We start from the raw sequence: 25,688 nt of genomic DNA, 5'->3' as shown, positions 1-25,688 counted from the left end.
ACCTCTGCGGGGACGGACTCGCCGGTCAGCATCGACGCGTCGACGGCCGAGCTTCCCTCGACGACCCTGCCGTCGGTGGCGATCTTCTCCCCGGGCCGGACCAGGAAGTGGTCCCCGACCTGGAGTTCGGCGGTCGGCACGGTCACCTCGCGGCCCCCGCGCAGGACGGTGACCTCCTTCGCGCCCAGCTCCATGAGCGCCCGGAGCGCGGCCCCGGCCTTCCGCTTGGAGCGGGCCTCGAACCAGCGCCCGGCGAGGATGAAGGCGGTCACCCCGGCGGCGGCTTCGAGATAGATGTTGCCGGCGCCGTCGCTGCGCGCGATGGTCAGCTCGAACGGGTGTGTCATCCCGGTCATGCCCGCCGTACCGAAGAACAGCGCCCACACCGACCACAGGAACGCGGCCGACGTACCGACCGAGATCAGCGTGTCCATGGTCGCCGCACCGTGCCGGAGGTTGGTCCAGGCGGCACGGTGGAAGGGCCAGCCGGCGTAGGTGACGACGGGGGCGGCGAGGGTCAGGGAGAGCCACTGCCAGTTGTCGAACTGGAGGGCCGGGATCATCGCCATCGCGATCACCGGGACGGCGAGGACGAGCGAGGTGATCAGACGTTGGCGGAGGGCCGTGAGCCCGTCGTCGGGATCGGGCTCCGCCGCCGTCCCGCTCTTCCCCGTCTTCGGGGGTGGCGGTTCCTGGGCTGTGTAGCCGGTGGCTTCGACGGTGGAGATCAGGTCCTGTACGGAGACGTCCTCGCCCCGGTACGTCACCTTCGCCTTCTCGGTGGCGTAGTTGACGGTCGCCTCCACGCCGTCCATCCGGTTGAGCTTCTTCTCGATGCGGGCCGCGCAGGAGGCGCAGGTCATCCCTCCGATGGCGAGCTCGACGGTGCCGGTGGCGGGGGCGGTGTCCATGCCGGTGAGGGTGGTGGCGGAGTGGGTGGGCACGGGGTCCTCCTGGCGGTGGTCACGTATACCCCTAGGGGGTATCCCTTTCTCTTTCATGTATACCCCCCACCCCTATGAAGTGCAAGGCGCGCCGGGCGGTGCCTGCCGGGCGGGCTCGCGCAATTCCGCGATCATGCGTTCAATTGGAGGGCTGCGCGGCCGCTCGGCCGCCCCGTAGGCTGGCCATTGGACTAGACCTATAGCGCGTATCGGAGGAATGGGGACCCATGAGCAACCGTGCAGTCCTGGAGGTGATCGCTCTCGACGCGGAGGACGCGGTCGCTGCCCAGGCAGGTGGCGCAGACCGCCTCGAACTGGTCACCGACATGGCCGCGGACGGCCTGACGCCGTCACGGGAGACCTTCGCGGCGATCCGGTCGGCCGTGGACATCCCGCTGCGCGTCATGCTCAGGGTGGCGGACGGGTTCGCCGCCGGTGACATCGACGTGCTGGTCGGCAAGGCCCGCGAGATGCGGAGGGCCGGCGCCGACGAGTACGTCCTCGGCTTCCTCGACGAGGACGGCCACGCCGACCTCGTGGCCGTCGAGCGGATCGTCGCCGAGCTGGACGGCGCCCGGTGGACGTTCCACCGCGCGATCGACCGGGCCACCGACCGCGACGCCCTGCGCAAGCAGCTCGCGGACCTGCCCGGCCTGGACACGTACCTCACGGCGGGTTCGCCGGCCGGGGTCGACGACGGCATCCCGACGCTGCTCGCCGAGGCCGCCCGCACCCGGGAGCCGGGCTACGAGCCGCAGATCCTGGTGGGCGGCGGCCTCCAGCTCCACCACCTGCCGCAGCTCCGGGCGGCGGGCATCGACGCCTTCCACATCGGCGGCGCGGCCCGTCCGGCCGGCTGGTCGGCGCCGGTGGACGCGGCGGCGGTACGGGAGTGGCGCCAGGCGCTCGACGCCTGAGGCCCGAGGAGCGTGGGGCGAGGGCCGCAGAGGCCCCGCCCCTCTCCCCCCGGGGCTCATCTACCCCAGCGCCTCCGGCAACGCCGCCGCGTGCACCACCGTCAGCCCCGACACCGCACGGGTCAGCGCGACGTACAGCCGCCGCAGCCCGGTCCGCTCGTCCGGCTCGCCGTCCACCACGGCCGCCGGCTCGTCGAGCACCACGTAGTCGTACTCCAGGCCCTTCGCCAGCGACGCGGGCACCAGCGTCAGCCGCGACTCGGCGGTGGTCTCCTCACCAGGGGAGAGGTACGCGTGGCCCGCGGCCTCCAACGCCGCACCCAGCGCCGGAATCCGGGCGTCGGCGGCGATCAGCCCGATGGACCCCTCGTGGCGCAGCGACTCCTCGCAGCCGGCGACGACGGCGGCATCCAGAGCATCCGCCCCGGCCACCTCCCGTACGACCAGCGAACCCGGCGACTCACGCACCGACTCCACCGCCGCCAGCCCCGGCGAGATCGCGGGCAGCAGCCGGGAGGCGTACGCGATCACCTCGCGCGGCACGCGGAAGCCGGCCGTCAGCTCCTCCACCACCGCGTCCCCCTTCCCGAGGTGGAACAACGCCTCGTCCCAGCTCTCCGTGGACCACGGCGTCGTCCCCTGCGCGAGGTCCCCGAGCACGGTCGCCGAGCCCGTGGAGCAGCGCCGCCCCACCGCCCGGTACTGCATGGGGGAGAGGTCCTGCGCCTCGTCGAGCACGACATGGCCGAGCGAGTGCGTACGGGCCACCAGGTCACGGGCCTCGTCGATGAGCACCGCGTCCGCCGCCGACCACCTGGCCGACTTCACGCTCCGGGCGGGCTTCGCCCAGAGGATCAGCTTCTGCTCGTCCTCGCTGAGCAGCCCCTGCGCGTGGACGGCCAGGAACTCCGGGTCGGCCAGCAGCCGCAGCACGAGTTTCGCCGGGTCGACGGCGGGCCAGATCGCCTTCACGGCTGCCTTGACCGCGGGGTTGCGGGCCACGGTGTTCTGCACCCGGTCGTCGGGGGCCTCGCCGGCCTCCTCCATCCGTACGAGGACGGCGTGCGCGATCCGCTGCGGCAGGGCCTCGTGGGCGGAGCCGTACCGCATGTCCCGGGCGAGCAGCTCGTCGACCATCTCCTCGATCTCGTACGCGGGCACGCGCCAGCGCCGCGACCCGCGCACCACGACGACGGGCTCGGTGGGGGTGGTGACGTGCGAGCGGATCGCCCGGCGCAGGACCTCGGCCATCCGGGCGTCGCCCTTGATGACGGCGGCGGCCGCGTCGTCCACGCCCCTGACCTCCACGTCCGCCGTCACCAGGTCGTCGACGGTGGCCTGCTTGACCTCCAGCTCACCGAGGGCGGGCAGGACCTGCTCGATGTAGTGGAGGAAGGACCGGTTCGGCCCGATGACGAGGGTGCCCGTGCGGGCGAGACGGTCCCGGTGCGCGTACAGCAGGAACGCCACCCGGTGGAGGCCGACGGCGGTCTTCCCGGTGCCGGGGCCGCCCTGCACGCAGACGGTGCCGCCGAGCCCGCTCCGGACGATCTCGTCCTGCTCGGGCTGGATGGTGGCGACGATGTCGCGCATCGGGCCGACGCGGGGCCGCTCGATCTCCGCCTGCAGGAGGCGGCTGGTGTGCGCGACCTCCAGGGGGTCGGTGAGGTGCTCGTCCTCGTACGCGGTGAGCTCGCCGGCCGTGTACCCGAAGCGGCGGCGGAGCCCGACGTCCCGGGGGTTCTTCGGGGACGCCTGGTAGTACGGCTGGGAGACCGGGGCCCGCCAGTCGATGACCATCGGATCCCCGGCGGCGTCGTGGACGTGGCGGCGCCCGATGTAGAACCGCTCGCCCTCCGCGCCCTCGGCCAGGCCGCCGCCGACGGCGTGGAGGTAGTCGAGGCGGCCGAAGAACAGGGGGGTGTGGGAGAGGTCGGCGAGCGCCTTGACGCGGTCGTCGATCTGGGACTGGAGCACGGCGGCGTTGACCCAGTTCGCGGTGACATCGCGGATGTCGAGGGCCTGGACGTCCTCGCGCATCGCGCGCAGGGCGGCACGGGACGCGGCGAGATGGGCACGCTCGTGCGCCAGGGGGTCGGTGGTGGAATCGCTTTCTGCTACGTGCGCGGGCACGGTGTTGCCTCCGGCTCTTCAACGCAGGACGGCGGACCGCACCGCGCTCCGGTGGCATCGGATGGCATCGGAGCCGTCGGGTGGTCCGCTGGGAAGGTTCGATCGCGCGGGTGTCGGCCGGTTTCCGTCCGGTCGGCGGCGCTCCCGGGGCCGTTGACTCGGCGCAGGAGGCGGGCAGACCGGCGATTGTAGCCACACGGCGGGGCCCGAGCGAAACGGAATACGGCTGCCCCGGAGGCGGAGGAGCCAGGGGTACCCGTAGGGGATGTACGCGGCCCGGGCGGTACTGGAGAGCTACACGCCCGGCGCGCAGGTTCCCTCTGCGGGCCGACGCGCCCATATGGGTGACGGGAGCACCATGGATACATGAGCACAGCCACCCTGAACCCACGCAGGACCCGGTCCGCGCACGGCGCGACCGCGGTCACCGGTCACCACCGCACCCACCGCGTCGGAGACGCCGTACGCGCCGTCAAGGTCTTCGTGACGACCGCCTTCGGGGTCGTCGTCCTGGGGGAGTACGCGGAGGAGGCAGGGGTCCGGCGGGCCCGCTGAGGCACCCGCCGTACGCCCGCCTCCCTCTCAGCTTCCGCTCTCGGGGTTATCGCTCTCAGTCACCCGCGAGCAGCTCGTCCGCGTCCACGATCCGGTACGCGTACCCCTGCTCGGCCAGGAACCGCTGGCGGTGCGCCGCGAAGTCCTGGTCGATGGTGTCGCGGGCGACGACCGAGTAGAACCGCGCCTCGTGCCCGTCGGCCTTCGGCCGCAGGACGCGCCCCAGCCGCTGCGCCTCCTCCTGGCGCGACCCGAAGGTCCCGGATACCTGGATGGCGACGGTGGCCTCGGGCAGGTCGATGGAGAAGTTGGCGACCTTGGAGACGACCAGGACGCTGATCTCCCCGTTACGGAACGCGCCGAAGAGCTTCTCCCGCTGGGCGTTGCTGGTCTCGCCCTTGATGACGGGGGCGTCCAGGTGCTCGCCGAGCTCGTCGAGCTGGTCGATGTACTGGCCGATGACGAGGGTCTGTTCGCCCTGGTGCTTGCGTACGAGCGCCTCGGTCACCTTCCGCTTGGTGGCCGTCGTGGCGCAGAACCGGTACTTCTCCTCCGCCTCGGCCGTCGCGTACGCGAGCCGCTCGGAGTCGGTGAGGTTGACCCGTACCTCCACGCAGTCGGCGGGCGCGATGTAGCCCTGCGCCTCGATCTCCTTCCACGGGGCGTCGAACCGCTTGGGCCCGATGAGCGAGAACACGTCCGACTCCCGCCCGTCCTCCCGCACGAGCGTCGCCGTGAGACCCAGCCGCCGCCGGGCCTGGAGGTCGGCGGTGAACTTGAAGACGGGCGCGGGCAGCAGGTGGACCTCGTCGTAGACGACCAGCCCCCAGTCGCGGGAGTCGAAGAGCTCCAGGTGCGGGTAGATGCCCTTACGCCGGGTGGTCAGCACCTGGTAGGTGGCGATGGTGACCGGCCGGATCTCCTTCTTCGTACCGCTGTACTCGCCGATCTCCTCCTCGGTGAGCGAGGTCCGCTTCACCAGCTCGTGCTTCCACTGGCGGGCGGAGACGGTGTTGGTGACGAGGATCAGCGTGGTCGCCTTGGCCTCGGCCATCGCACCGGCGCCCACGAGGGTCTTCCCGGCCCCGCACGGCAGGACGACCACCCCCGACCCGCCGTGCCAGAACCCTTCCACCGCCTGCCTCTGGTACGGCCGCAGCGCCCAGCCGTCCTCGGCCAGCTCGATGGGGTGCGCCTCGCCGTCGACGTAACCCGCGAGGTCCTCGGCGGGCCAGCCCAGCTTCAGCAGGGTCTGCTTGATCTGCCCGCGCTCGGAGGGGTGCACGGCCACGGTGTCCGGGTCGAGCCGGGCGCCGACGAGCGGCTGCACCTTCTTCGACCGCAGGATCTCCTCCAGCACGGGCCGGTCGGTGCTGGTGAGCACGAGGCCGTGCACCGGGTGCTTGGAGAGGGTGAGCCGCCCGTACCGTGCCATCGTCTCGGCGATGTCGACCAGGAGCGCGTGCGGCACGGGGTAGCGGGAGAACTCCACCAGGGCGTCGACGACCTGCTCGGCGTCGTGCCCGGCGGCGCGGGCGTTCCACAGCCCGAGCGGGGTGACCCGGTACGTGTGGATGTGCTCGGGCGCACGCTCCAGCTCCGCGAAGGGTGCGATGACCCGGCGGCAGGCGTCCGCCAGCTCGTGGTCGACCTCGAGGAGCAGTGTCTTGTCGCTCTGGACGATGAGGGGTCCGGTCACGCGCTTCGGCCCTTTCTGCGGGGTGCGGGCCACGGATGCGGCCAAACGTCCAGTGTGCCGCATCGGGGGGCGGGGTGGGGCGGGTGTGCGTTCAGCCCCCGGCGCGGGGCCTGTGCTGCGGCCCGAAGCGCACGGGGACGCCGGGGGAGTACAGCACGCTCACCGGCTCCCCGGCCGGCGCGGGCAGCCCGCCGGCCGCCACCAGGTCCTCGTCGCACTCCAGCAGCTCCGCCCGGTGCAGGGGCCACCGGGGGTGGGCGTTGGGCAGGTAGGCGGTCCGCCCGAAGAACGAACTGTGCAGGGCCCAACGGGCGGTGAGGAAGTGCTCCAGAGGCGTCGGCTCCTCGATCGCCTCGCCCGCCCGCAGCACGATCCTGCTCCGCGCACCGCGCGGCCCGGGCCAGCGCCGGGTGCTCGTGTACGTGAGGGTGTCGCCGCGGCGCTCGATGTCCATCCGGGCCCACACGTACGGCAGCCGGACCGCGGCCCGCGCCACGGCGACGGGGATCAGCCGCGAGGCGTCGAGGGACCGGAAGACGACACCCCGCCGCCCGCGCTCATCGACCGAGTACAGCCGCACGTTGGTCTCGGGAAAGGTCCCCAGATACGGAAGCCCCGGCAGCCCGAGCCCGCCCACCCGGTACATCCGGAACGCCACGAGCCCCACATAGGTCGCCCCGTCGAAGGTGTCCGGCACCGTCCCCGGCGGCAACAGCGGCGCCACGTCCGCCGGATCGACCGTCCAGTGCAGGAACGCCAGGTCCAGCCAGGACTGCGTGAGCAGCGGCCGCATCGGCGCGGCGGGCGGTCGGGGCGAAACCGGCTCAGGCACCACCGGTCGGGGCGGTACCGGCTTCTGGTCGGGAGCCTGGTCAGCGAAGGGCATTCCCGCAGCATTGCAGACCGCGGCCATAGGAGACCGCCCGCCCGTGCAACGGACGATACCTGCCCGGTGGTGGCGCTACTCGGCCGGCTGGCCGCCGTACGCAGCCGCGCACGTGCCGTAGGCGACATGACCACCGTGTCCGACTGCGACGTCCACCTGCGCAGACATTCCAAGGGGCACCAGTGATCGCGCGGGGCGATGGGAGAACGTCCCGGAAGACAGGGTGGCGCTATCCCTCCCCGTCCTCCGCGAGCTCCGCCACCCCCGTGATCCGGTGCAGCGCGAACGTGCGGACCTCGTCGGCCGTGTGGTCGTACGCCGTGACGAAGCCGCCCTCCACGCGGACCGGGGCGATCACGCGCTGGCTGGCCGCGCCCTCCGCGTTGACGTAGCCGATCCAGACCGCGGAGCCCGTCATCGCGGCCGCCTGGACCGTGGCCAGGGTCTCCGCGGAGGTGGTGCGGGGCAGGGAGCCGGAGGCCGTGGTGGACGACGGGCCGCCCTCCGCCGGCTCCTTGCGGATCACCGTGGCCGCCGTGTCGCCCGCGCGGATGGCCCGTACCGCCGCGCCGAGCAGGGTGTCGTCCGGGGTCGGCGGGCCTTCGGGGACCGGGGTGGGAGGGGTGCGGGGCGGGGTGCGACGGGCACCGGCGCGGGTGATCAGGACGTCGCCCTCGGCGGATTCGGCGGCGGGGGCGTACCCCATCTCGCGCAGCGCTTCGAGGAGGGAGCCGGGGTCGGCCTGGGAGGCCAGGACCGTGGGGGCAAGGCGGCGGAGCCGGAGTCCGGTGGAGCGGCGGTCGGCCAGGATCTCGTTGAGGACCGCCTCGTCGTCGCAGCGTACGTACGCGGAGGCCGCCCCGATCCGCAGGTGGCCGTGGCGGCGGGCCACGTCGTCGATCAGGTAGCTCAGCGGCTGCGGCACCGGCGTACGGCTGTGCGCGGCCAGCAACGCGTGCAGGTCTGCCGCCGCCTGCCCGGCGTCCAGCGCGCGGCGTACGGAGCCGGGCGTGAAGCGGTAGACCGTCGCCCCGCCCTTCGACTCCACGTCGGCCAGGACCGAGAGCGTCTCCGCCAGCGGGCGTTCCAGGGGGCCCGGTGCCACGGCTGTCAGGTCCGCCTGGAGCAGGACGTGGTCCAGGGGTTCGGGCAGGAGCGGGGCCAGGAGGGCGGCGGCCGCGTCCTCGCCCTCGTCCAGCAGGGCGCGGGCCTGCGAGGCGAGCGCGCCGCGGCCCGTGATGCCCAGCAGCTCCGCCTCGTTGAGCGTCCACAGGGCGAGGCGGGAGCGGAGGTCGGTGCCCTCTCCGGAGGGCGAAGAACCGCGCAACGGGCGTTCCCAGCGCAGCCGTCGCAGCAGCGTCTCCGGGTCCGGCGCGGTGCCCGGCGGCAGTTCGGCGAAGAGGGCCAGCACCCGGCGGCGTACCTCGGGGGCGGCCGAGCGGTCCAGCTCGGGGCCGAGTGCGGACAGGGCCCGGCCCTTCGCGTCCTGGCCGCCGACCAGGCCGGGGACCCGGGTGGCCGGGAGCCAGGCGTTGGCGAGATGGGTCCAGCGGTCCTGGGAGGAGAGGTCGAGCCACTCGTCGTACGCGGGCGTCGGCGCGTACCGCTCGTCGCTCATGCCGTCGGTGGCCAGCAGTCCGGCCGCGTAGGCGAGTTCGACCCAGAACGCGGCGATCGGCTCCGACACGTCCAGCGCGGTCGCCGTCCGTTTCAGCTCCCGCACGCTCAGGCCGCCCGCGCGCAGGATCGCCGGGCCGCCGCCGTTCCAGAGCTTCAGCAGCTCCTCGACCGTGGACAGCGCGGTGAACGCCTGGCCGGCCGCCGCTCTGTCCACAGCCTGTGGATCACGTTCGGCCGCCGCCGCGACGACCGGGGGGACCGGTTCCGGTACGCGGTGGGCGCGGCCGGCGCGCAGATGGAGGGCGGCCTCACGCGGCAGGACCACCGTGCGCGTGGAGACCGGCAGCAGCAGGCCCCGGTCGCGCAGCCACTTCACGGGCGGCGTCGGGTTCGGGGTGACCTCGCCGTACGGCGGCCCCCACACCAGCCGGTCCAGGACGGACAGCGCCTCCACCGGGGCCGTGTCCAGCAGCTCCGCCATCCGCGTCCGGTCCGTGAACAGGGCCGACAGCGCGGCCACCGCCGAGACCGGGTCGTGCGTGGCGGGGAGTCCGGACGCCACCAGGATCTCCTGGAGCCGGCCCGGCGACATCCCGGCCGTCGCCTCGGCGACCGTCGGGCCGAGGCCGGTGGGGGAGGGGTGCTGCGGGGACGGGGCGAGCAGCTCGCGGGCCGTACGCACCAGCCGTAGCCGTTCGTCCTCGCCCCAGACCAGGGCCTGTTCGCGCAGCGTCGCCAGCGCGCCCGGAAGGGCGGCGGTGACCGCCGCCCCCAGGTCGTCGCGCTGCTCGCCGTCGTCGAGCCCGTCGCCGGTGAGGAGCGAGAGCAACGTGTCGTACGGGGCCGGGTCCGGGGCCACCGCCAGTGCCTCGGCGGTCTGCAGTGCGAACCGGTCCAGGTGTTCCAGCGCACGGACCACCGAGGCCCGGGTGCCGGCCCTCGTGGCGAGCTGGGTGATGTCGTTCGGCACCGGGTTGAGGAGGTCGGGGCGGGCACGCAGCAGCCCGGCCAGCGATTCGTCGCCCCGGGCGCGCAGGGCTTCGGCGAGCGTGCGCGGTGGTGTGGTCGTCCCCATCCGTCCCACGTTAGCCGCTGAAACGCTACCGTCGGGGCAGGGCCGCTAGAGGGGATGCACCGCGTGGGGATCGAGAGCGACCAGCTCGTCTACGACTACCTGAGCCGGGTCGGCGACCTGGCCCAGCAGCGACAGCTGTCGTCGGGCGCCCGGATGCGGCTCGTCTCGACGCTGCGGGGCGAGATCGACCGGCGCCGCGCGAGCGAGGGCGCGGACTCCCCGGCGGCCGTGCGGCGGATCATCGGCAGGCTCGGGAGCCCGGACGAACTGGTCAGCGCGGCGGCGGAGTCGGGCGACGGGACGGTGTCGTTGCCGTCGGCGCGTACGGGGGGCGGTGCGGCCGTTCCCCGGCCCCGGAGCGGGTTCCTCCGCAAGGGCCCGAAGGAGCCGGACGAGCCGGGGGCGGCCTCCGGTCCCGCCCCGAAAGCCGGTTCCTGGCGGGGCGCGTCGCGACGGGGCGCCGGGAGCGGCGCGGGGGCGGGCAACGGGACGGGTGGCGACGCGGCCGCCGGAAGCGCCGAAGCCCGGTTCCGTACGGAGACCGGCTACGCGCCCGGCTCGGGTACGGAGACCGGCCGCGGGACCGGCTCCCGTACGGAGACCGGCCGCGGGACCGGCTCCCGTACAGGACCCGGTTCCGGAGACCACCCCCGTACGAAGCTGAACCTCACGAAGTCCGCCGGCCCCGACGACACTCCAGCACCCGCCCCCGACGCCGCCACCCCCTGGCCCCACCCCTCCGCCCCGCACATCCTCGGTCCCGACCAGCAGAGCACCGGCGAGGACGACTGGTGGCGCCTGGAGCCCGGGCCCTTCGACGCGGGGACCGCCATCCCCGGGTTCTTCGGCGGCATCGAGGCCCAGGAACTCCTCGGCAGGCGGCCGGCGAAGCCCGAGGCCGCGGACGAGGAGGCGGAGGAGGACGAACCCGGCACCGAGGAGGACGGCGACACCGAAGCGGGGCCCCGCCGCCGCGCCCTCCGCATCCCGAGGCCGCGCCGCCGCGAGCCTGTCATCGTCGCGGAACCCGTGGTCGCCGCCGCACCGGCCCGCCGTGGCGGCTTCGCCCACCCCCTGCTGCTCCTGGCCGCCGTGCTGCTGATCGCCGGGGTGGTCACCGGGTCCTGGATCCCGCTGGCGGGCGGCTGGCTCATCGCGTACGGCTCCCGGACCCTCTCCCGTACGGAGGCGAAGTGGGCGGCCCTCGGGCTGCCGGGCGTGGTCGTCGCCGGGGCGCTCGTCTGGGTGTGGGGGCGGGTGGACGGGCGCTGGGGTGAGCCCGTCGCGGACGGGACGCTCCGCGAGGTGCTGGCCGGCGCCTGGCCGGTGGTCGTCCGCATCGCGGCCGTCGCCTCCGCGCTCTACCTGGTGTGGCGGGCGCGGAGGCGGGGGTGAGAAGCCCCGGGAGCTACTTCGTCAGGTGGGCCTTGAGCTCTTCGAGGACCTTGTCGGCCGCCGTGTAGCCGATGCCCTGGATCCACAGCTGGTCGTCGACCGCGAAGACCTTGCCGTTCTTCACCGCGTCCATGTTCTTCCACAGGCCGCTGCCGGTGGTCTGCGTCTCCTTCGACTTCTTCGGGTCGCCGTACGTCGAGTGGAAGACCGCGTCCGCGTCCGCGAGGTCGATCTTCTCGGGGCTGACGTCGTAACTGAACCCGTCCTTCGCCTTGTCCGTGATGGCGGGACGGCCGAGGCCGACGTCGGCGAGGATCGTGGCGATGTAGTTCTTCTTGCCGTAGATGCGGATGTCGGCGCCCTCGACGAACCGGACCATGTTGACCTCGGTCGCCGCCGCCTTGTCCTTGCCGCCCAGCGCCTTCGTCACACCGGCCACGTGCTTGGCGTAGTCGTCGGTGACCATCTTCGCCTCGGCCTCCTTGTCCAGGGCCTCCGCGTGGACCTGGAAGTTCTCCTTCCAGGGATAGCCGGTGTTCTCCGTCATCACGGTCGGCGCGATCTTGGAGAGCTCGGCGTACTTGTCGCCGTGCCGGATCTTGCTGGTGAGGATGAGGTCGGGCTTGAGGCCGGCGATGGCCTCGAGGTTCGGGGTCATCATCTGGCCGACGTCCTTGATGCCCGCGACCTGGTCCTTCGGCAGGTAGTTGAGGAAGCCGGAGTCCACGTCCGCGTGGGTCGCGCCGACCGGCTTCACGCCGAGGGTGAGGACCGAGTCGAGTTCGGCGGTGTCCAGGACGACGACCCGCTGCGGGGCGGCCGGGACCTTCACGTCGCCCATCGCCGTCTTCACCGTACGGGGAGCCTCGGCGGACCCCTCGGAGTCGGAGCCGGACGCGGAGCCGGACTCCGTCGAGAAGCCGCAGGCGGACAGGGCCAGGGTGGCGGCCGCGGTCAGGGACGCGGCGGCGAGCAGGCGGGAGCGGTGCTGGAGGGTCATGGCTCAGAGGCCCTTTCGGGGAGTCGGTGCGGGAGCAGAGGCTGCGGGGACTGGGGCAGGGGTCCAGGGGGCGCCCGGGACGACGAGCGGTGAACCCGTCACCGGGTCCGGGACGATCACCGCCTCCAGGCCGAAGACCTCGCGGACGAGCCCGGCGGTGACGACGTCCCCCGGCCGGCCCTCGGCGACGATCCGGCCCCCTTTCATGGCGACCAGGTGGTCGGCGTACCGGGCCGCCTGGTTGAGGTCGTGCAGCACGGTGACGACGGTGCGGCCGCGGGTGCCGTCGGCGGCAGGGGCCGCCAACTGGCGTACCAGGTCGAGGACTTCCACCTGGTGGGCGATGTCCAGGTATGTCGTCGGCTCGTCGAGGAGCAGCAGGTCCGTCTCCTGCGCGAGCGCCATCGCGATCCACACCCGCTGGCGCTGCCCGCCCGACAGCTCGTCCACCGACCGGTCGGCCAGCGCCGTCACATCCGTACGGGCCATGGCGTCGGTCACCGCCCGCTCGTCCGCGTCCGACCACTGCTGCCACCAGCTCTGGTGGGGCTGGCGGCCCCGGGCGACGAGGTCGGAGACGGTGATCGCCTCGGGGGCCACCGGGGTCTGCGGGAGCAGCCCGATGGACTGGGCGATGCGCTTGGTCGGTATCCGCGCCAGCTCCGTACCGTCCAGCAGGACCGCCCCGCCGCGCGGCTTCAGCAGCCGGCCGAGCGCGCGCAGGGTGGTGGACTTGCCGCAGGCGTTCGGGCCGACGATGACGGTGACCTGCCCGTCGGGCACGGCGAGGTCCAGCTCGTGGACGACGGTGCGTTCCTCGTACGCGAGGGTCAGGGAGCGGGCCGCGAGCCTGCTGGTGTGCTCGGCGGTCCCGGTCGTCGGGCTCGGGCTCATGCGGTGCCTCCACTGCGGCCGCGGTGACCGCGGATGATCAGCCAGATCAGGTACGGGGCACCGACCGCCGCCGTGAGGACGCCCACCGGCAGTTCGGTGGGCGAGAACAGCCTGCGGGCGAGCAGGTCGCCGAGGACGACGATCACCGCGCCCAGCAGCGCCGAGGACAGCAGCGGGATCTGCGCGGTACGGGTCATACGGCGGGCGATCTGCGGGGCGAGCAGCGCCACGAAGTCCACCGGGCCCGCCGTGCCCGTCGCCACGGAGGCCAGGACCACACCGAGCGCGACGAGTCCGAGCCGTACGCGCCCCAGGCGCACGCCCAGCGCGGTCGCGGTGTCGTCGTCCATCGTGACGGTGCGCTGCGCGCGCGCCGCCCACGCGACGGCGGGCAGCAGGAGCAGCAGCGTCCAGAAGAGCGGTCCCGCCTCCGACCAGCCGCGCCCGTTGAGCGAACCGGTCATCCAGATCTGCGCCTGCTGAGCGACCAGGTAGTCGCCCTTGGTCAGGAACAGCGTGGTGACCGACCGCAGCGCGATGGCGAAGCCGATGCCGATGAGGACGAAGCGGGTGGCGTGCAGGCCGCCGCGCCAGGCGAAGACGTACACGAGCGCGGCCGCCGCGATGCCGCCGATGACGGAGAGATAGGGCAGGAACGTGTACGAGGTGATCCCGAAGGTCATCGCGCCGACTGTGAGCGCGCTCGCGCCCTGGCTGATGCCGATGATGTCGGGGCTGGCGAGCGGGTTGCGGGCCACCGTCTGGATCAGCGCGCCCGCGATCCCGAAGGCCAGGCCCACCAGCAGCCCGACGGTCATGCGGGGCAGCCGGAGCGTACCCACGACCAGCTCTGCGGAGGACGGCTGCCCGAGGAGCACCTTCACGACCTCGCCGGGCGCGACGAAGCTCTCGCCGACACAGAGGTACGCGACGCAGACCACGGCGAGCAGTGCGACGAGGGCGACCGCGACGACGGATGCCCGCAGGTGGAGCAGGAACCGGCCACGCGGCCCGGCTTTCACGACCCAGTACCCGGCGGGCCGGACCCGTACAGCCGTTGAGGGCTCGCTCACGCCGGCACCGCCTTCCGGCGTACGAGGGTGACCAGGAACGGCACCCCGATCAGCGCCGTCATCACACCCGCCGGGACCTCGCTCGGCGGGAACACGACCCGGCCGGCGACGTCCGAGACGAGCAGCATCACCGGCCCGATCAGCGCGGCCATGGGCAGCACCCAGCGGTGGTCGTTGCCGACGACCGCGCGGGCGATGTGCGGGACGGCGAGCCCGATGAACGCGATCGGCCCGGCGGCGGCGACCCCGACCCCGGTCAGCACGGTCGCCCCGGCCCCGCCGACGATCCGGACCGCCGCGACGTTCTGCCCGAGCCCCTTCGCCACGTCCTCGCCGAGCGCGAGCGCGTCCAGCCCTCGGGCGACGGAGAACACGAGAACGGCCCCGACGAGGAGGAACGGCCACACCTGCTGGACGACATCGGTCTCCCGCCCCGCGATCGACCCGACCTGCCAGAAGCGGAACTCGTCCAGCGCGGACGCCTTCGTCGTGAGGACCCCCATCGTCACCGACACCAGCAGCGCGTTGATCGCCGCACCGCCGAGCGCGAGCTTCACCGGGGTCGCCCCGCCGCGCCCGCTGGAGGCGATGGCGTACACGGCGACCGAGGCGACGGCGGCTCCCGCGAAGGCGAACCAGACGTACCCGGTCAGCGTGTGGATCCCCGCGAACGCGATGGCCATGACCACCGCCACCGACGCCCCCTGGCTGATGCCGAGGATGCCGGGGTCGGCGATGGGGTTACGGGTGATCCCCTGGAGCACCGTGCCCGCGAGAGCCAGCGCGGCGCCCACCATGAGGCCGATCAGCGTGCGGGGCACCCGCATCGAGCGGATCACCTCGGCGGCGTCCGAGTTCCCGCCGTGCAGCAGGGCGTCGAACACCTCGCCCGGCGGGATGGAGCGCGCCCCGACCGCGAGGCTCAGCAGGACGGCCAGCAGCAGCGCGACGACGGCGGCGGTCGTGGCGGTCGCGCGCCGGGAGAGGCGCGGTGCGCGGGGTATCGGGGGCGCGGCAGCCGGAGCGGGTGCTGGCGCGGGCGCTGACATCTGAACCAATCGGGAGGGACTTCGCAAGGACTGCCAGGGAGGATTACTAAGGCTTGGCTAAGTGCGGGCTCAGTCTAGGTGGCGGGGGTTGCGCCGGGGACGGCGGTGGGTGGGCCCGCCGAGCCCACCGGGCCCGTCGGCACAATGGTCCCCATGGCTTCCACGGCTTCGAGCCCCCACACGGTCCTGCCCACAGCCCCCCTCACGGTCGGCTTCGACCTCGACATGACCCTCATCGACTCCCGCGCCGGTATCGCCGCCACCTACCGGGCCCTCTCCGCGGAGACGGGCGTCCCCATCGACGACGCCCTGGTGGTGAGCCGGATCGGCCCGCCGCTGGAGGAGGAGCTGGCGCACTGGTTCCCGGCCGAGGAGGTGGCCGCCGCCGGCGACCGCTACCGGGCGCTCTACCCCGACCACGCGATAGCGCCGAGCACGGCCCTCCCCGGGGCGCGGGAGTCCGTGGACGAGGTGCGGGTGCTCGGCGGCCGGGCGATCGTCGTGACGGCGAAGTACGAGCCGAACGCCAAACTGCACCTGGCCCACCTCGGGCTGGAGCCCGACTCGGTGATCGGCTGGCTCTGGGCCGAGGCCAAGGGCGAGGCGCTGCGGGAGCAGGGGGCACAGGTGTACGTGGGCGACCACGTCGGAGACGTACGGGGGGCGCGCGCGGCCGGAGCGCTGTCGGTCGCCGTGACGACGGGCCCGTGCGGCGAGCAGGAGCTGCGGGCGGCGGGCGCGGATGTGGTGCTGGCGGACCTGACGGAGTTCCCGGCCTGGCTGCGGGCGTTCGAGGCGGGCCGTACGGCGGCCTGAGAACCCCAAGGCCCTATCGCCCGTCGGTCACCCGGTCCATCACCCAGTCGAGGCCGTGCGGCCCCGGCTCGTACGAGGGTGCCTGCCGCCAGACCTCGCTGAACCCCTCGACGAGGGCGGACCGGGCATCCGCGCCCTCCGGCAGCCTGGACCGCAGCAGCTCCAGCAGGAGCGGGGCGAGCAGGTCGTAGAGCTGACCGAGCGCGTCGCGGCTCCCGTGGGCGATCTGTACGAGGAGGTCGTCGACGTGCGCCGTCGCCCGGCCCGGGACGGCACAGGCCGCGGGGTGGACCGGAAGGGTGTGCCCTGCGCGCTTCACCCGACCGAGCTTAGCCATCCCGCGCGACCGGCGTCATCCGGACGAAAGATCGAACGGAGCTAGCCGCGGCCGGCGGTCCGCTCGGGCGAGCTCAGCCAGACCGAGCGCACGACGCCCGCCCCGGCGATCAGGAAGCCGACGCCCATGAACATGCAGACCCCGTACGCGATCGGAGGGAACGGCTCCGTGCCGAGGAAGAGCGGGGCGACCGTCACCAGAGTGGCCAGTGCGCCGACGAAGAAGACGATCGCGCCGACCGATACGAGCCGGTCGCCGGCGCCTGAAGGAGTAGTGGTCACCCCACCAGGGTAGTTCCCTGCCCGGAGGAACACTCCGGCGACGTCTTGTCACCGGACGCAGGGCCATTAGCCTTGGACCAGGCGGGTCACGGTGACCCGCTGTACTGCTATCCGGAGCTGTCGCCCGTTGGCGAGCACGGCTCTTTCCGCACATTGACGAGTACGAGGACGGGGACAGACGTGCCCACCGGCAAGGTGAAGTGGTTCAACAGCGAGAAGGGCTTCGGCTTTCTCTCCCGCGACGACGGCGGCGACGTCTTCGTGCACTCGTCGGTACTCCCTGCCGGGGTCGACGCGCTCAAGCCCGGCCAGCGTGTGGAGTTCGGCGTGGTCGCGGGCCAGCGCGGTGACCAGGCCCTGTCCGTGGTGGTCCTCGACCCCACCCCGTCCGTCGCGGCCGCCCAGCGCCGCAAGCCGGACGAGCTGGCGTCGATCGTGCAGGACCTGACGACGGTCCTGGAGAACATCACGCCGCAGCTGGAGCGCGGCCGCTACCCGGACAAGGCCGCCGGTGCGAAGATCGCGGGCCTGCTGCGGGCGGTCGCGGATCAGCTGGACGTGTAGCCGGAGACCGAAACGGGGCCAGAGTCAGGGGAACGCCAGTACGTCCGGGCCGAGGGGCGGTACGAGTCCCTCGGCCGCGGCGCGGGTGAGCAGGCCGCGGATGGCCGCGTAGCCGTCCTCGCCGAGGTCGGCGGTGAACTCGTTCACGTACAGGCCGATGTGCTGGTCAGCGACGGCCGGGTCCATCTCCTGGGCGTGCTCCTGGACGTACGGCCGCGTGACCTCCGGGTGGTCCCAGGCCAGCCGGACCGAGCTGCGGACCGCGTCGGCCAGGCGGCGCAGGGTCTCCTCGCCGAGGGAGCGCTTGGCGATGATCGCGCCGAGGGGGATCGGGAGGCCGGTGGTGTCCTCCCAGTGGCGTCCCATGTCGGCCAGGTTGTGGAGCCCGAAGTTCCGGTAGGTGAAGCGGGCCTCGTGGATGACGAGACCGGCGTCCACCTTGCCGTCCCGTACGGCCGGCATGATCTCGTCGAACGGCATCACGACGACCTCGCCGACCCCGCCCGGGACCATCTCCGCCGCCCAGAGCCGGAACAGCAGGTACGCCGTCGAGCGCTCGCTCGGCACCGCGACCGTCCGGCCCGTCAGGTCGAGGCCAAGCTCCTTGCTGAGGACGAGCGGGCCGCAGCCCCGGCCCAGCGCCCCGCCGCACGGCAGGAGCGCGTACTCGTCCAGGACCCAGGGCAGGACCGCGTACGACACCTTCAGGACGTCCAGCTCGCCGCGCTCGGCCATGCCGTTGGTGATGTCGATGTCCGCGAAGGTCACGTCCAGCGCGGGCGCGCCGGGGACCCGGCCGTGGGCCCAGGCGTCGAAGACGAAGGTGTCGTTGGGGCAGGGGGAGAAGGCGATCTCGATCGGGGCCTCGGCCGGGGCCGGGCCCGGGCGTGCGTCAGTGGTCATGCCGGTTCCAACCTTCCAGTACGGGTGCCGTCTTCCCGAACGCCTCCGTGAGCGCGGCCAGCGCGTCGCCGATGCGCCAGGCCGCCCGGTCGCGGGGGCCGACGGTGTTCGAGACGGTCCGCAGCTCCAGTACGGGCACCCCCGCCCGCTCGGCCGCCTCCGCGACCCCGAACCCCTCCATCGCCTCGGCCAGCGCGCCCGGGTGCGCGGCGAGCAGGGCGGCGGTACGGGCGGCGGTGCCGGTGACGGTGGAGACGGTGAGGACGGGGCCGGGGGCGGCGCCGGTGGCCGCCGCCACCTCCCGTACGAGCGCGGGCGGCGGCGTGAAGCGGTCCCGGCCGAAGCCGAGCGCGGTGACAGGGAGAAAGCCGTCCGGGGTCTCGGCGCCCAGGTCGGCCGCGACGATGTCGCTCGCCACGACGAGGGAGCCCAAGGGGGCGCCCGGGGCGAACCCGCCACCGATTCCGGCCGAGACGACGAGCCCGTACGGGTGCGAAGCCGAGGACGCCAGGGCGAAGGCCGCTGCCGCCGCTGCCGCCGCAGGGCCCGCGCCGCCCGCCAGGACGTCGAACGCACCGCTGCGGTGCAGCTCGGCCCCCGGCAGGGTGAGGACCTCCGGCGTGCCCCCGAACGCACGCGTGACCGCGTCCCGTTCCACCGGGACAGCGGTCACGACGAGCACACGCACAGGGAGAGCCTCAGGGCCTCGGAGAACAGGGGACAGGGAAGGTCAGGACGTCTTCTTGAGCTCGAACTGCCAGATGCCGGTGAGCTTCTTGCCGTTGGTCTCCACGATGGAGACGTTCGTCTTGCTGGCGGGCTCGCCCGTCTGGCTGGCGAAGAAGGCGCTGCCGGGGATCGTCCGGTAGGTCTTCTTGAACGGCTCCTGCTCGGCCTGCTGGCCGTTGATGAAGAGCGTCCAGCCCCGCTCGGCGATCTCGGGGTCGACGCCGAAACGGACCTTGTCGTCCATCGCGACCTCGATGGTCTTCTCGGCCTTCTTGTTGAGGCAGCCCTGGATCAGCGATTCCTTGATCGCCTCACCGTCGTTGTAGCAGGCCGCCTCGGAGTTCACCGAGGTCGTGCCGACCGTCACGGTGGCGAGCGGCGTCGGCTTGTCGCAGGCGGACAGGACAAGGAGTCCCGCGGACACGGCACCAAGAGCGACGCCGATTCGACGGCCCTTACCGGAGAAGAACGCAACGGTCATGGGCCGAAGGCTATCGGTCCCCTCCGCTCACGCCACGCGGGGGTGCGGCGAGCCGCGCCGCGGGGACCCCAGGAGACCCCGTACGGACGTGGCCGCGCCGAGGGCGAGGATGCCCGCGGCGACCGACATGCCGAGCACCGCGTTGAGCGGCAGGGCGATCCCGATGCCTCCGCCGACCACCCACGCCATCTGGAGCAGCGTCTCGGACCGGGCGAAGGCGGAGGTGCGTACCTCCTCGGGGACGTCCCGCTGGATCATCGCGTCCAGTGACAGCTTGGAGAGGGCCTGGGTGAACCCGGCGACCGCGCCGAGCGCGGCGACCGCCGCCGTGGAGAAGAAGACGGCGGCGAGGACCGCCGTGCCCAGGGCGAGCCCCAGCACCGTCGCGATGATCACCTCGGGCCCGCGCGCCCGGAGCCAGGCGCCCACCGCCGTACCGCAGGCGTTCCCGACGCCCGCCGACACGCCGACGACGGCGAGCGAGACGGCCGCGCTCTGGCCGGCCATCGGGTGCTCGCGCAGCAGGAACGCCAGGAAGAAGATCAGGAAGCCGGAGAGTGCCCGGTGCGCCGCGTTGGCCTGGAGACCGTGGAGCACCGACCCACCGACGGACCGGAGGCCGGGCGGGCGCTCCTTGACGGGTTTCTCCCCTTTCTCGCCGTTCTTCCCGTTCTTCCCGTTCTTCCGGAGGCCGTTCCTCTGGAGCGACGGGGCGGGGCGCGGTACGGGCTCCTCACGGTGGGGGAGATGGGGGTGGTCCTGCGGGTCGATCAGGCGGGCCCGGCGCTCGCCCTTGGCGGAGTCGACCTTGTGCGGCAGCGTGAAGGCCAGGAAGGTGCCCGCGATGAAGATCGCGCAGGCGCCGTAGAGCGGCCAGGCGGAGCCGATGGTCTGGAGGCCGGCCCCGATGGGGGCCGCCACCCCCGTGGCCAGGAGCCCTGCCAGGGTGACCCGGGAGTTGGCTTTGACCAGGGAGAACTTCGGTGGCAGCAGCCGGGGCACCACCGCGCTGCGCACCACCCCGTACGCCTTCGATGAGACCAGCACCCCCAGCGCCGCCGGGTACAGCTCCAGGCCGCCGGTGGCGACCGCCCCCGACATGGTGAGCGCCAGCAGGGCGCGGGCCAGCATCGCACCCGCCATCGCGGCCCGGCGGCCGTGCGGCAGCCGGTCCAGCAGCGGGCCGATCACCGGGGCGAGCAGGGTGAAGGGGGCCATGGTGATCGCGAGGTAGAGCGCGACCCGCCCGCGCGCCTCGTCCGTCGGGACGGAGAAGAAGACCGTGGAGGCGAGGGCGACGGTGATCATGACGTCACCCGCGCCGTTCACCGCGTGCAGCTCGATGAGTTTGCCGAGACCGGATTCCCCGGCTCCGTGGGCGTGCGTCGCCTTGCGGATACCGCGCGCCGTGCCGGTGAACGGGGTGCGCAGGGCACGACCTGCCGCCCGCCCCACCCTGCGGAGCGGGCCGGGACCGTCGTGCGACCTGGCGGCAGTCACCCCGTCATAGTGCCCCAACCCTGGCCGGTATGAACGGTGATCGGCTGCGGACTCGCGCGTGACGCCCTGTCGGACCAGCGGGCCGGGCTCGTCGGACAGCAGGGTCGGGTGGGGCCGCGCAAGCCTCCCGGGGCGGGGGTGGCCGGATATCGGAGAGACGGATACGGCACGTTTGGGACGGGCAGGTGGGCGCGGAGCGGCGGAGAGGGTAGCGTGCGTAACGCGCCACCGGCGGTTGTTCTTGGCCGCGCGCCTCTCCGCGATCCCGCAGAATGGGTGGCAGAAGGCGCGCCCGAGGCAGGCACAACGGGTGTGGACGTCGACGCGGCCCCCAGGTCCGCTCCGCCCGCAACTGTCTGGCCGAAAACGGCAATCGTGCAGCAGCTGGCGCGCTCGTGAGACTGGCGTATGGAGAGAAGCGAGACCTGTGAGTGCTGCGACGACGCGAAGCCGTACGGCCCGTACCCCCGTTCCCGACCGCCTGTGCGCCGAGGCGGTAGACCTCGCGCGCGCGGCGGCGGAGGAAGCCGCCGCGCCCGGCGTGGTCGGTGAGCATGCCGGTGTGGTCTCCGAGGGGGACCGCGTCGTCACGCATTACTTCGAGTCCAAGGAGCCCGGCTACCGGGGCTGGCGCTGGGCCGTGACCGTCGCGCGGGCCTCCCGCGCGAAGAACGTCACCCTGGACGAAACGGTGCTGCTGCCGGGGGCCGACGCGCTCCTGGCGCCGGAGTGGGTGCCGTGGAGCGAGCGGCTGCGCCCGGGAGACCTGGGCCCCGGTGACCTGCTGCCCACGGAGGCGGAGGACCCGCGCCTGGAGCCCGGCTGGACGGGCGAGGACGAGCCGCCGCCGAACTCGATCGTCTCCGAGGAGCTGGCCGAGCTCGTCGACGCGGAGGACGCGGAGCTGACGGACCGGCCGGTGGCGATCAGCCGCGGCTCCATCGCCGCGGTCGCCGACGAGCTCGGTACGCGGCGGGCGCGGGTGCTGTCGCGGTACGGACTGTACGAGGCGGCCGACCGCTGGGACGAGGCGTTCGGCCCGAAGACCCCGATGGCGCAGGCGGCGCCGGCGACCTGTGTGAGCTGTGCGTTCCTGATCCCGATGGCGGGCTCGCTGAAGCAGGCCTTCGGGGTGTGCGCGAACGAGATCAGTCCGGCCGACGGCCATGTGGTGTCGCTGGCGTACGGGTGCGGGGGGCACTCGGAGGCTGCGGTGATGCCGACGCCGCCGAAGCCGGCGGCGCATGCGCTGGACACGATGCGGGTGGACGAGTACGCGCTCCGCCCCGAGCGCGACGGCGGCTCGGTCCCGCCGGAGGCCGACGGCGCGTCCGAGGACCTGGGCCACTCGTAGGACGTGCCTCCAGCGCGTGGGGCGGCGTTTCCAGCCCGTGGGGTGTGCCCCCGCGGGCTGGGGGCGGGCGGGGGCAGTCCCGCGGTTGGGGGCCGGGTCCGCGCGCACGGTACCTTCGGGCGCACACTGGGCGGCGGATACAGGCGCAGCCACCCACCCACCGCGGACGGAGTCGACAGCGTGAGCGTGAATGCGAACGAGGGGGCCGATCCGTTCGGGACGGCGCGGCTGCGGCGCGGCGTGCTCGACGCCTGGGGCGCGGGCCCCGCCCGCTTCCGGGAGGACGCCAACGCCGAGGAGGACCTCGCCCTCGGCGGCTACCGTGACCGCCTCGTCGTCGAGCTCGCGCAGAACGCCGCCGACGCCGCCGCCCGCGCCGGCGTCCCCGGCAGGCTCCGCCTCACCCTGCACCCCGCCGTCCCCGGTGATCCGGACGGACGCTGCGTCCTGGCCGCCGCCAACACCGGCGCCCCCCTGGACGCCACCGGCGTCGAGTCCCTCTCCACCCTGCGGGCCTCCGCCAAGCGTGAGGGCCACGAGTCCGCCGTGGGCCGGTTCGGCGTCGGGTTCGCCGCCGTCCTCGCGGTCAGCGACGAGCCCGCCGTGCTCGGCCGCCACGGAGGCGTGCGCTGGTCCCTGGCCGAGGCGCGCGAGATGGCCCGGAAGGCGGCCGTCGGCTCCCCCGGCCTCGGCGACGAGCTGCGCCGCCGCGACGGCCACGTACCCCTCCTGCGCCTCCCGCTGCCCGCCGAGGGCACCGCACCCGACGGGTACGACACCGTCGTCGTGCTGCCGCTCCGCGACGGCACCGCCGAGGACCTGGCCGCCCGCCTGCTGGCCGCCGTGGACGACGCCCTCCTGCTCACCCTGTCCGGCCTGGACGAGGTCGTCATCGAGACCCCGGACGGGGTACGGACCCTGAGCCGGTCGGCCCACGGCCCGTACACGCACATCGACGACTCCGCGCACGGACTGCATCGCTGGCGCACCGTCTTCCATCACGGCCCCGTCGAGCCGGCCCTCCTCGCCGACCGCCCGGTCGAGGAGCGGCTGCGCCCCCACTGGTCGGTCACCTGGGCGGCCCCCGTCGACGAGGCGGGCGCCCCGCTCCGCCCCCGTACGGCCCCGGTCGTCCACGCCCCGACCCCCACCGACGAACCCCTCGGCATCCCCGCCCTGCTCATCGCCTCCCTCCCCCTGGACACCGCCCGCAGGCACCCCGCCCCAGGGCCGCTCACGGACTTCCTGGTGGAGCGGGCGGCCGACGCGTACGCGGAGCTGCTGGGCGCCTGGCAGCCGGTGTCGACCGGCACCATCGACCTGGTCCCCGGACCGCTCGGCAAGGGGGGCCTCGACGGCGCCCTGCGCGGCGCGATCCTGGCCCGGCTGCCCCGGGTCGCGTTCCTGGAGCCCGCCGCGCCCCGGGACCCCGAGGCCGAGCAGGGCTGGGCGGACGACTGGGACCGTACGGAGAACACCACCCCCGGCACCACCGCCCTGCGCCCCGTCGAGGCCGAGGTGGTCGAGGGCGTCGGAGCCGAGACCGTACGGGTCCTCGCCGAGGTGCTGCCCTGTCTGCTGCCCGCAGGCCTGGAGCGCCGCCCCGATCTCCGCACCCTCGGCGTCGCCCGCCTCCCCCTGACCGAGGCCGTCGACCGCCTCGCCGGGCTCGAGCGCGACCCCGCCTGGTGGCACCGCCTCTACGACAGCCTCGCCGGCATCGACCCCGACCGGCTCACCGGCCTCCCGGTCCCGCTCGCCGGCGACCCGGAGGGCGAGCAGGCGGGCCGCCCGCCGCGCACCACCATCGGCCCCCGCCAGGTGCTGCTGCCCCTCCCGGACTCCCTCACCGGCCCCGTCCTGGCCCGCCTGGCCCGCCTCGGCCTCAAGGTCGCCCACCCGGACGCCGCCCACCCGCTGCTGGAGAAGCTCGGCGCCCTGCCCGCCACGCCCCGCGCCGTGCTGACGACCCCTCAGGTGCGCGCGGCGGTCGCCGGATCGCTGGACGCGGGCGAGATCTGGGACGAGGACGCGCTCGACGGCGACGAGCTGGCGGAGACGGTTCTCACCCTCGTCCGGGACGCCGAACTGGCCCCCGGCGACGAGCCCTGGCTCGGGGCACTGGCCCTCCCCGACGAGGACGGCGAACCGGCACCGGCAGGCGAACTCGTCCTCCCGGGAAGCCCGTTCGCCCAGATCATGCGCGAGGGTGAACTGGCCCTCGCCGACGAGGAACTGGCCGAACGCTGGGGCGAGGCCCCCCTCACCGCCTGCGGGGTGCTCGCCACCTTCGCCCTCGTCCGGGCCACCGATGTCGTCCTGGACCCGGACGAACTGGAGCCCCGCGACAGCGACTTCGCCGAACCTGACGACGCCGGGCTGCTGGACGCCGTCGACGTGTGGTGCGAGGACCTCCTCGACCAGCTGCCCGAGACCCCGGTGCCGCCGGTCGCCACCGAGATCGTCGCCGTACGGGATCTGGACCTCGTGGACGACGACGCCTGGCCGCAGGCGCTCGCGATGCTGGCCCGGCCGCCGCTGCGCGACGCGCTGACGCAGCCGGTGCGGGTGCTGCTGCCGGACGGGACGACCCAGTCCGTGCGCCCGTACACCGCGTGGTGGCTGCGCGACCACCCCGTACTGGACGGCCGCCGCCCCGCCGGACTGCGTGCGGCCGGCGGTGACCCGCGGCTGGCCGGGCTGTACGAAGCGGTGGACGCCACCGGCTTCGACGACGCCCAGGTGCTGCGGGCCCTCGGGGTGCGCACCTCGGTCGCCGCCCTCCTGGACGAGCCGGGCGGCGCGGCCGAGCTGCTGGGCCGGCTCGCCGACGAGGACCGGCCCGTCACCCCCGTGCAGCTGCACGCGCTCTACACGGCTCTTGCCGGACTCGACCCGGACCAGGTGACGTTGCCGGACGAACTGCGGGCGGTGGTGGACGGAGAGGTGGCGGTGGTCGACGCTGCGGACGCCGTGATCGCGGACGCCCCGGACGTGCTGCCGCTGACGGAGGGGCTGCCCCTGCTCCCCGTGGCCCCTTCCCGGGCCGCCGAGCTGGCCGAGCTGCTCCAGGTGCGGCGGCTCGGCGAGACGATCGAGGCGGGTGTGACGAGTGAGGGCGAGGAGCACCGCGTACCGGAGTCCGTGCGCGTCCTGCTCGGCCCCGCCACCCCGGACACGTACACCGAGCACCCCGAACTCCGCGCGGGCGGCCTCGAGCTGGACTGGCGTCGCACCCGGGACGGGGTCGTCCACGCGTCCACCCTGGAGGGCGTGGCGGCGGGCCTGGCCTGGGCGGCGGGCCAGTGGCCCCGCCGCTTCGAGGTCGCGGCCCTGCTGGAGGACCCGTCCCGCACGGAGGAGCTGGCGCGGGACCGCTGGTTCGACTGAGAACAGCCCTCCCCGGCCCCCGCCTGTCTCTTCTCCCGAGCGGTCAAGCTCCGGGCCACCGGGCCCGGAGGGCGGAGGCACCGGGAGAGCACA

General features: G+C 73.7%; 22 protein-coding genes. 7 read left to right on the top strand and 15 right to left on the bottom strand.

Annotation, left to right across the window (positions count from 1 at the left end):
- On the bottom strand, positions 1-911 hold a 911-nt coding region (locus tag ABZ154_RS19090; RefSeq protein WP_356834058.1), incomplete at its 3' end, for a cation transporter.
- A 260-nt stretch (positions 912-1,171) separates the two neighbouring features.
- On the opposite strand from ABZ154_RS19090, the gene ABZ154_RS19085 reads away from it, so the two are divergent.
- The gene (locus tag ABZ154_RS19085) at positions 1,172-1,861 is read left to right on the top strand and encodes a copper homeostasis protein CutC (protein ID WP_356834050.1); all 690 of its coding nucleotides are present in this window, start codon (positions 1,172-1,174) and stop codon (positions 1,859-1,861) included.
- Positions 1,862-1,921: 60 nt separating this feature from the next.
- Here ABZ154_RS19085 and ABZ154_RS19080 read toward each other — a convergent pair whose 3' ends face one another.
- Entirely contained in the window at positions 1,922-3,994 is a 2,073-nt protein-coding gene (locus tag ABZ154_RS19080; RefSeq protein WP_356834047.1) for an ATP-binding domain-containing protein, read from the bottom strand.
- A 366-nt stretch (positions 3,995-4,360) separates the two neighbouring features.
- On the opposite strand from ABZ154_RS19080, the gene ABZ154_RS19075 reads away from it, so the two are divergent.
- Positions 4,361-4,549, top strand: coding sequence for a hypothetical protein (locus ABZ154_RS19075; RefSeq protein WP_356834045.1), 189 nt, complete (start codon positions 4,361-4,363; stop codon positions 4,547-4,549).
- A gap of 55 nt (positions 4,550-4,604) precedes the next feature.
- Here ABZ154_RS19075 and ABZ154_RS19070 read toward each other — a convergent pair whose 3' ends face one another.
- The 3 genes from ABZ154_RS19070 to ABZ154_RS19060 all read right to left on the bottom strand — a co-directional run bounded on the left by ABZ154_RS19070 (position 4,605) and on the right by ABZ154_RS19060 (position 9,829).
- Positions 4,605-6,248, bottom strand: coding sequence for a DNA repair helicase XPB (locus tag ABZ154_RS19070; protein ID WP_356834043.1), 1,644 nt, complete (start codon positions 6,246-6,248; stop codon positions 4,605-4,607).
- 91 nt (positions 6,249-6,339) lie between these two features.
- Entirely contained in the window at positions 6,340-7,134 is a 795-nt protein-coding gene (locus tag ABZ154_RS19065; RefSeq protein WP_356834040.1) for a DUF2071 domain-containing protein, read from the bottom strand.
- Positions 7,135-7,363: 229 nt separating this feature from the next.
- A complete protein-coding gene (locus tag ABZ154_RS19060; protein WP_356834038.1) occupies positions 7,364-9,829 on the bottom strand; it encodes a helicase C-terminal domain-containing protein in 2,466 nt (821 codons plus the stop codon).
- A gap of 54 nt (positions 9,830-9,883) precedes the next feature.
- Here ABZ154_RS19060 and ABZ154_RS19055 point away from each other — a divergent pair, with 54 nt between their 5' ends.
- The gene (locus ABZ154_RS19055; RefSeq protein WP_356834036.1) at positions 9,884-11,224 is read left to right on the top strand and encodes a hypothetical protein; all 1,341 of its coding nucleotides are present in this window, start codon (positions 9,884-9,886) and stop codon (positions 11,222-11,224) included.
- A gap of 13 nt (positions 11,225-11,237) precedes the next feature.
- Here ABZ154_RS19055 and ABZ154_RS19050 read toward each other — a convergent pair whose 3' ends face one another.
- From ABZ154_RS19050 to ABZ154_RS19035, 4 genes are read right to left on the bottom strand one after another with little or no spacing between them, the layout of a single operon-like run.
- Positions 11,238-12,224, bottom strand: coding sequence for an iron-siderophore ABC transporter substrate-binding protein (locus tag ABZ154_RS19050; protein WP_356834034.1), 987 nt, complete (start codon positions 12,222-12,224; stop codon positions 11,238-11,240).
- Positions 12,225-12,227: 3 nt separating this feature from the next.
- Complete coding sequence (locus ABZ154_RS19045) at positions 12,228-13,118, bottom strand: ABC transporter ATP-binding protein (protein WP_356834032.1); 891 nt, start codon at positions 13,116-13,118, stop codon at positions 12,228-12,230.
- Positions 13,115-14,191, bottom strand: coding sequence for an iron chelate uptake ABC transporter family permease subunit (locus ABZ154_RS19040; RefSeq protein ID WP_356834030.1), 1,077 nt, complete (start codon positions 14,189-14,191; stop codon positions 13,115-13,117). The genes ABZ154_RS19045 and ABZ154_RS19040 overlap by 4 nt, the downstream gene beginning before the upstream one ends.
- Positions 14,188-15,240: an iron ABC transporter permease gene (locus ABZ154_RS19035; RefSeq protein WP_356834028.1), complete on the bottom strand. Its 1,053-nt coding sequence runs from the start codon at positions 15,238-15,240 to the stop codon at positions 14,188-14,190. Before ABZ154_RS19035 ends, ABZ154_RS19040 begins: the two co-directional genes overlap by 4 nt.
- A 153-nt stretch (positions 15,241-15,393) precedes the next feature.
- Between ABZ154_RS19035 and ABZ154_RS19030 the strand changes: the two genes are divergently transcribed.
- Complete coding sequence (locus tag ABZ154_RS19030; RefSeq protein WP_356834026.1) at positions 15,394-16,056, top strand: HAD family hydrolase; 663 nt, start codon at positions 15,394-15,396, stop codon at positions 16,054-16,056.
- A 13-nt stretch (positions 16,057-16,069) separates the two neighbouring features.
- Here the strand turns inward: ABZ154_RS19030 and ABZ154_RS19025 are convergent, their stop codons facing one another.
- Positions 16,070-16,375 (bottom strand): hypothetical protein, encoded by a 306-nt coding sequence (locus ABZ154_RS19025; protein ID WP_356834024.1) that lies wholly within the window; start codon positions 16,373-16,375, stop codon positions 16,070-16,072.
- A 59-nt stretch (positions 16,376-16,434) separates the two neighbouring features.
- Positions 16,435-16,674: a hypothetical protein gene (locus ABZ154_RS19020; protein ID WP_356834022.1), complete on the bottom strand. Its 240-nt coding sequence runs from the start codon at positions 16,672-16,674 to the stop codon at positions 16,435-16,437.
- A gap of 180 nt (positions 16,675-16,854) precedes the next feature.
- Between ABZ154_RS19020 and ABZ154_RS19015 the strand changes: the two genes are divergently transcribed.
- Positions 16,855-17,238 (top strand): cold-shock protein, encoded by a 384-nt coding sequence (locus ABZ154_RS19015; RefSeq protein ID WP_006126557.1) that lies wholly within the window; start codon positions 16,855-16,857, stop codon positions 17,236-17,238.
- Between the two features lie 24 nt (positions 17,239-17,262).
- Here ABZ154_RS19015 and ABZ154_RS19010 read toward each other — a convergent pair whose 3' ends face one another.
- The 4 genes from ABZ154_RS19010 to ABZ154_RS18995 are packed head-to-tail and all read right to left on the bottom strand — an operon-like array spanning position 17,263 to position 20,851.
- A complete protein-coding gene (locus ABZ154_RS19010) occupies positions 17,263-18,141 on the bottom strand; it encodes a 1,4-dihydroxy-6-naphthoate synthase (RefSeq protein ID WP_356834020.1) in 879 nt (292 codons plus the stop codon).
- Positions 18,131-18,829: a futalosine hydrolase gene (locus tag ABZ154_RS19005; RefSeq protein WP_356834018.1), complete on the bottom strand. Its 699-nt coding sequence runs from the start codon at positions 18,827-18,829 to the stop codon at positions 18,131-18,133. Before ABZ154_RS19005 ends, ABZ154_RS19010 begins: the two co-directional genes overlap by 11 nt.
- Before the next feature lie 42 nt (positions 18,830-18,871).
- A complete protein-coding gene (locus ABZ154_RS19000) occupies positions 18,872-19,351 on the bottom strand; it encodes a DUF2771 domain-containing protein (protein WP_356834015.1) in 480 nt (159 codons plus the stop codon).
- Positions 19,352-19,378: 27 nt separating this feature from the next.
- Positions 19,379-20,851 (bottom strand): MFS transporter, encoded by a 1,473-nt coding sequence (locus tag ABZ154_RS18995; RefSeq protein ID WP_356834013.1) that lies wholly within the window; start codon positions 20,849-20,851, stop codon positions 19,379-19,381.
- Positions 20,852-21,278: 427 nt separating this feature from the next.
- Between ABZ154_RS18995 and ABZ154_RS18990 the strand changes: the two genes are divergently transcribed.
- Positions 21,279-22,205, top strand: coding sequence for a DUF3027 domain-containing protein (locus tag ABZ154_RS18990; protein WP_356834011.1), 927 nt, complete (start codon positions 21,279-21,281; stop codon positions 22,203-22,205).
- 180 nt (positions 22,206-22,385) lie between these two features.
- Positions 22,386-25,595: a molecular chaperone Hsp90 gene (locus ABZ154_RS18985; protein ID WP_356834009.1), complete on the top strand. Its 3,210-nt coding sequence runs from the start codon at positions 22,386-22,388 to the stop codon at positions 25,593-25,595.
- Positions 25,596-25,688 lie beyond the last annotated feature (93 nt).

The organism is Streptomyces sp. NPDC006261, assembly GCF_040613515.1.
Lineage (GTDB): Bacteria > Actinomycetota > Actinomycetes > Streptomycetales > Streptomycetaceae > Streptomyces.
The sequence above is the reverse complement of the archived record's forward strand: the minus strand, read 5'-3'. Positions and strand labels throughout refer to the sequence as shown.